Below are 6,566 nucleotides of genomic sequence, written 5' to 3'. Positions count from 1 at the left end.
CCGCGCACGCCGTGCTCCGCGTCGTGGGGCTCGCCCGCCGCGACGTGCGGCGGGTCGCCCTCGGTGAGCTGCTCCCGTGGGTGCTGGCCGCTTGCGCCTGGGGTACGGCCGTCGGCGCCGCGCTCGCGGCCGCCGTGAGCGGGCCGCTGGAGCTGCGGCTGCTCACGGGTCAGGCGGGCGACCCCGCGCCTGCGGCGCCGTGGTGGGCGCTCGGGGCGCTCCCCGTGCTCGCGCTCGTCGTCGTCGCGGTGGTCGCCGTCGAGCAGTCCGCACGCCGCCGGGAGCGGCTCGGCCTGGTGCTGCGCGCCGGCGGCTGAACCGCCCGTGCCGCGCGTCAGAGCGCGATCGTCGCTTCGGGCCTCGGGGGTAGTCGAGCCTCCGGGGGCGTTCCCGCCAGGGTCCGAGTCCGGCGGGAAGCTCGCTGGACTCAGGTGAGGTCGATGACCTGGATACCGGGGAACTGGTCGATCCACGGCTGCACCTTGGCGAGCGCCTCTTCCTTCGTGTCCGAGGGGGTGAGGCTCCCGTTGTACTCCCGGGCGGCCGGAACGTTGCCCACGAATGCGCTGTACCGGATCCGCGTCACGGTGTTGCCGTCGTAGGTGGGGATCTTCTGGAACCGGATGGACGGGACACCTGTCTTTGCGAACTCGTTGCTGACCGCGGTGAGGGCGTCCCTGCTTGCCTGCCACTGACTCGTGCTCTCGGGCAGCGGACCGCCGTATGCGGCCTCGAAGTCGTTGACGACCTGGGCGGGGAGGGGCTGACCCGGCTGCACCACGACGCCGTTGCCGCCGTGGGGCGACACGTAGACCGGGATGCCCGCGGCGCGGGCTGCCTCGACCTGGTCCAGCGGGATCGCCGCGCCGGCCTCGGTGGGGAACGGGGGCGCCTCGGTCGTGGGCTCCGCGGTGGGCTCGTCCACGACCGGCTCGGTCGTGGGCTCCGATGAGGGGGTGCTCTCAGGCTCCGGGGTCGCTGCCGTCCCGCCCGTGCACGCTGTCAGGCCCGCCATCACGGCGATGGTCACGGCGAGCGTCGTCGTCCTACGCGTGGTCACGCTCCTGTATCGGTCGACCAGGACCGTTCTTGACCCGGCCTGCTCGCGATAGCTGGCGAAGCGCCCGCATGCGGGAGTGGTGTCTGGTGCGAGCACAGCGGCGCGCACGCGTGGACGCCGAAAAGACGCTCTTGACCCCGCGACCGGGCGGACGACAGACGATCGCCGCGTGCCGGCACGCCGTCCTCGTCCCTAGGTCGTCCCTAGCTCTCATCCCGACGACGAAGGGCCAGACCGGAGCATGTGCTCTGACCTGGCCCTCGAGGTGGAGCGGGTGACGGGAATCGAACCCGCGCTATCAGCTTGGGAAGCTGAAGTTCTACCATTGAACTACACCCGCGAACGCCCGGATGCCCGGGCGTGCGGACCGATCATACCCGCCGCGGCGCGACGCTCCAGCCCTCCCTGTCCCCCGCGTCCGCATGCGCTCGCCGGTGCTGCCGGGCGCCGTCGTGCACAGCCGTTGTCCACAGCTCCGCCCCCCGGATCCCCGCACGAGCACCGCAACCTGTGGACAAAAATGTGGAGAACCGGTCCCGCCCCAGGTCAGCCCCGCGACGCTTCGCCCGGCGCCCCTCGACCACGTCCGAACCGGACGACGACGTCCTGCGCAGCGGACGTACTCGCGGGGAACGGACGTGCTCACCAGCCGGTCCCGGGCGGGCCGATGTGGCACCCGCCCCCGTCGCCCGCCACCGGCACGGCGAGCACGTCCGAACCGGACGAGCACGTCCTCCGCAGTGGACGTGGTCGGGTGGAACGGACGCGCCCGGTGGGCAGCCGCTAGCGTGTCGCCCGTGCTGCTCTCCGACCGCGACATCCGCGCCGAGCTCGACTCCGGTCGCATCCTGCTCGACCCGTACGAGCCGACGATGATCCAGCCGTCGAGCATCGACGTGCGGCTCGACAAGTTCTTCCGCCTGTTCGACAACCACAAGTACCCGTTCATCGACCCGGCGCAGGACCAGCCCGACCTCACGCGCCTGGTCGAGGTCGAGCGGGACGAGCCGTTCATCCTGCACCCCGGCGAGTTCGTCCTCGGCTCGACGTACGAGGCCGTCACGCTGCCCGACGACGTCGCCGCGCGTCTCGAGGGCAAGTCCTCGCTGGGCCGCCTCGGCCTGCTCACGCACTCCACGGCGGGGTTCATCGACCCGGGCTTCACGGGCCACGTGACCCTGGAGCTGTCGAACGTCGCGACGCTGCCGATCAAGCTGTGGCCGGGGATGAAGATCGGCCAGATGTGCTTCTTCCGCCTCTCGTCGCCGGCCGAGGAGCCCTACGGCTCGGCGACCTACGGGTCGCGGTACCAGGGACAGCGCGGCCCGACGGCGTCGCGCTCCTTCCTGTCGTTCCACCGCACGCAGGTCTGACGCACCGGCCCGGGCAACGTCCCGGAAGCACACCGGCAACACGACCGACCTAGGCTGCGACCATGCCGTTGCCCGTACTGGATCCCACGTCCGACGACGTCGTCTCCCACCATCTCCTGGTGCTGCCGGGCGACGTCGGGCCGGACGAGGTCGGGACCCTCGCGGCGAGCCGCTTCCCCCGCGCCACCTGGGAGCGGGAGCCGACGACCGCGACGCCACGTCCCTCCGGCGGTGCGCGCGGGCTGCGCGTCGTGACGCCGCCGCCGGGGCGCCTGCGCCTCTCGCGCCACAGCGTCCTCGTCGGCCCGTACACGCTCGACCGCCCGACGGCGGCGGCGCTCGGTGTGCCCGCGCAGGCCGGCATCGCCTACGTCGTCGAGGCGCCCGTCGAGCGCGGCGAGCGACCGTTCCCGTACGGCGGCGACCGCGACGGCCTGCGACGCGCGTTCCCCGAGGGCCTGCCCGTGCGCGACGAGGAGCGGACCGTCGCGTGGCTGCTCGCCGCCGCCCGGCGGCTCGGTGGCGCCGTGCGGACCAGCGCCCGCGGGGGGAGTCCCTCGGCGCTGCTGGTGCCGGACCCGGCGGCCGCCGTCGACCTCACCGTCTGGACGGACATCTGGCTCGAGCCCGAGGCGGCGCTCACGGTCATGCGGCAGGCGCTGCCCCGCGCCCGCCTCAACCTCCCGACGCCGCACTACGCCGGCCCCGCCCGGCACGCGGCACCGGTGCCCGGCACGGAGCCCCTGACGGACGACATGCGCCGTCGGCTCCACGCGGCCGCCGACGACCACGACATCGCGGCGCTGACCTCGCCCCCGGCGATGACCGGCTACGGCGCCCTGGCGGACCTCGACCTCGACGGGATCGTCGCGCTCGAGGTGGCAGGCGAGACGCACGTGCCGCCGGTCATCGCGCAGGTGCCGTGGGCCGTCGCCGGTGCGGTCGCCTACCGCGTGCGGTGGGAGCCGGTCGACCTCGCCGACGCCGAGGCCGAGCGCCCGTCGCTCGCGCACAAGGTGGCCCGGGGCCGGGCGACGCCGCTGGTCATCGCGCTGACGCGTGCGGTCCACAAGGCCGTCGGCGGCGAGATCACCGACGTCATGGACTTCATCGTCGACCCCGCGGACCTCTAGCCCCCGCCCCGCCCCGCACACCGGGCCCGCCCGCAGGCCTCGCCGCCCGCCGCGGCGCCACCCCGCACTACCGCTCCCGGCCCCGCTCCGCGGCACCCACCCCGCTCCGCGGCACCCACCCCGCTCCGCGTCACCCACCCCGCTCCGCCTCGCCGCGGCCAGATGTTCGCGTCCGCGCATCCGCGCAGCTGGAGGCGTAAGGAACGTGGCCAGGTGTGCGGTTGCGCGGACGCGAACATCCGTGCGGCGGGAGGGAGGAGCGCGGCCGGGTGCGCAGACGCTCGGACGCGCGCATGCGTGCGGGTGGAGGGGTACGGAACGTGGCCAGGTGTGCGGTTGTGCGGACGCGAACATCTGGGCGGCTGGGTGGGTGCCGGAGCGGGCGGCGACCGGGGTGGGTGCCGGAGCGGGCGGGCGGGGGTAGGGGTAGCGGCGCGGACTGCGCGCCGGGGGACCGCCTCAGGGCTGGGGTGGGCGGACCGCGTCGAGGAGCAGGCGGGCGACGTCGAGCACCTCTGGCTTCGGCGCGGCGCCACCGGTGCCCCCCGCGCCGTCGGTGGCGGCGGAGGCCGCGGCCACGCCGTCGGTCAGCATGATCGTGCAGAAGGGGCACCCGGTCGCGATCGCCGACGCGCCCGTCCCGATGGCCTCGGCGGCGCGGTCGGTGCCGATCCGCGTGCCCGTGGTCTCCTCCATCCACACCCGCGCGCCGCCGCCGCCGCAGCAGAACGACCGCTCGCGCGTCCGCGGCATCTCCGCCAGGCGCACGCCGGGCAGCGCGCCGAGCAGCTCGCGCGGCGGCGTGTAGATCTGGTTGTGCCGCCCGAGGTAGCAGGGGTCGTGGTACGTCACGACGTCCTCGGCCGGCGCCTCGCCGGGCCGTGCCACCGGGGTGAGCCGGCCCTCGCCGACGAGCCGGTCGAGCAGCTCGGTGTGGTGCACGACGTCGTACCGCCCGCCGAGCTGCGGGTACTCCCGCGCGATCGTGTTGAAGCAGTGCGCGCACGTCACGACGATGCGCTGCGCCTTGGCCTCGGTGAGCACCTCGACGTTCGCCTGCGCCAGCATCTGGAAGAGGAACTCGTTGCCCGCGCGGCGCGCCGGGTCGCCGCTGCAGGACTCGCCGTCGCCGAGCACGGCGAAGCTGACGTCGGCGAGGTGCAGCAGCTCGGCCACCGCGCGCGTCGTCTTCTTGGCCCGGTCCTCGTACGCGCCCGCGCACCCGACCCAGAACAGGTACTCGACCTCGGACGCGTCCTCGACGTCGACGCCGATGACGCGCACCGGGAAGTCGAGGCCCTTCGCCCAGTCGAGCCGCTGGCGGGCGGGCAGCCCCCACGGGTTCGACTGCCGCTCGAGCTTGGTGAACATCGGCCCCAGCTCGTCCGGGAAGGCGGACTCCATGAGGACCTGGTTGCGGCGCAGGTCGACGATGTGGTCGACGTGCTCGATGTCGACGGGGCACTGCTGGACGCACGCGCCGCACATCGTGCAGTCCCACAGCGCCTGCGGGTCGACGACGTCGCCCACGAGCGTCAGGACGTCGACGCCGGCGTGGCTCTCGTCGGCCGGTCCGGGCCCGCCCTCCCACGGCAGCGGCACGTGCCCGGTCGTCGCGGTGTGCCCGGCCGGCTCCGTCGACGCGTTCGCCGCGGCCCGCAGGTACGGCGCCGTCGCGTACGCGTGGTCGCGCAGCGCCGTGACGACGAGCTTGGGCGAGAGCGGCTTGCCCGTGTTCCAGGCCGGGCACTGCTCCTGGCAGCGGCCGCACTCGGTGCACGTGGAGAAGTCGAGCAGGCCCTTCCAGGTGAAGTCCTCGACCTGCCCGACGCCGAGCCGGACGTCGTCGGGCAGGTCCTCCAGCTTCTCGAGGTCCACGGCCTCGCCGCCGACGCGGAGCGGCGGGAGCGCGCCGAGCGCCGGGCGACCGTCGACCTCGCGGCGGGCCCAGACGTTGACGACCGCGAGGAACCGGTGCCACGAGACGCCCATCGCGGGCCGCCGGCCCACGATCACCATCCAGCTCATCGAGATGAGGATCTTCAGCAGCGCGACGACCACGATCGCCGCCTCGACGGCGGCCGGGGACCAGCCGGTGAACCACTGGCCGAACCAGGCGGTGAGCGGGAAGTGCGCGAGCGACCCGGGCGCCGCCGGGTAGGTCCCCGCGCCCGGCGCGTGGACCTCCTGCGACAGCGGCGCGTAGGCGAACCAGCCGAGGGTGCTGCCCTGCACCGCCATCGCGTACTCGAGCCCGCGCAGCAGCAGCACGCACACCACCACGCCCAGGACGACGCCCTCGACGACGTAGGCCTGCGCCCAGTTCGATCCGAAGAACCGCGAGGCGCGCCCGTCCGGCGGCGCCATCTCCCCGGCGGGCGTCGACACCGCGGCCGACGGCCGCGCGGCCCGACCGCGTCGCGGGTGCTCGCGCTGGCGCACAGCGATGAGGAGCACGATCCCGACGAGCGAGAGCCACGCGATCGCCTCGGTCAGCCACTCGAACGGGAGCAGGCGCCCCACCAGCGGGACGGCGAAGTGCGGGTCGACGAGCTGGCCGTAGGCCTGGACGAGCGTGAGGAAGAGCAGCGGGAAGCTGACCATGACGGCCCAGTGCGCGACGCGGACGAACGGCCGGTGCTGGAACCGGCCGTGGCCGACCAGCTCCTTCGCCACCAGCCAGGTCCGTCGCACGGGGTGGTCGGTGCGGCCCGCCGCCGGCCCGCCCCGGCGCAGCGTGCGCACGATCGCGCGGACGCCGAGGGCGAACGTCCAGACCCCGACGACGGTCGCGGCCAGGGCGATGACCAGGGCGGTGAGCTGCAGCGCGGGCACCCTGTCACGCTAGCCGGTCGGTCGCGGCGGGCTCGTGACCGGCGCCCGGGCCGCCGCCCGCCGGTCCGGAGCAGCGCGGCCATGGCTTGACCCGGGCATGACCGCACGGTGAAGGTCACCGCATCGCAGCCGGTAGACTTGGACCCCCGGGGTGCTGCGACGGCG

Annotated in this window: 5 protein-coding genes and 1 tRNA gene; 3 read left to right on the top strand and 3 right to left on the bottom strand. The window is 74.4% G+C overall.

Annotated elements, in window-relative coordinates; all coding sequences use genetic code 11:
* Positions 1-317: FtsX-like permease family protein (locus IDM29_RS01160; protein WP_188037044.1), on the top strand; the 317-nt coding region annotated here is incomplete at its 5' end.
* 110 nt (positions 318-427) lie between these two features.
* On the opposite strand, the gene IDM29_RS01155 is transcribed toward IDM29_RS01160, so the two are convergent.
* Positions 428-1,060: a hypothetical protein gene (locus IDM29_RS01155; protein ID WP_182112417.1), complete on the bottom strand. Its 633-nt coding sequence runs from the start codon at positions 1,058-1,060 to the stop codon at positions 428-430.
* A 266-nt stretch (positions 1,061-1,326) separates the two neighbouring features.
* Positions 1,327-1,400 (bottom strand) — tRNA-Gly (locus tag IDM29_RS01150).
* Positions 1,401-1,857: 457 nt separating this feature from the next.
* Between IDM29_RS01150 and dcd the strand changes: the two genes are divergently transcribed.
* Entirely contained in the window at positions 1,858-2,433 is a 576-nt protein-coding gene (dcd, locus tag IDM29_RS01145) for a dCTP deaminase (RefSeq protein ID WP_182112416.1), read from the top strand.
* A 62-nt stretch (positions 2,434-2,495) separates the two neighbouring features.
* Positions 2,496-3,566: a hypothetical protein gene (locus tag IDM29_RS01140; RefSeq protein WP_182112415.1), complete on the top strand. Its 1,071-nt coding sequence runs from the start codon at positions 2,496-2,498 to the stop codon at positions 3,564-3,566.
* Between the two features lie 459 nt (positions 3,567-4,025).
* Here IDM29_RS01140 and IDM29_RS01135 read toward each other — a convergent pair whose 3' ends face one another.
* Complete coding sequence (locus tag IDM29_RS01135) at positions 4,026-6,401, bottom strand: (Fe-S)-binding protein (protein WP_182112414.1); 2,376 nt, start codon at positions 6,399-6,401, stop codon at positions 4,026-4,028.
* Positions 6,402-6,566 lie beyond the last annotated feature (165 nt).

It is taken from the genome of Actinotalea sp. JY-7885 (assembly GCF_014525465.1).
Classification (GTDB): domain Bacteria; phylum Actinomycetota; class Actinomycetes; order Actinomycetales; family Cellulomonadaceae; genus Actinotalea.
Note: the sequence above shows the minus strand (reverse complement) of the source record. Positions and strands in the feature narration are given on the sequence as shown.

Bases quoted from the DNA above. Each gene is read 5' to 3' on its own strand.
- IDM29_RS01140 (WP_182112415.1), top strand. From the start codon at position 2,496: ATGCCGTTGCCCGTACTGGATCCCACGTCCGACGACGTCGTCTCCCAC.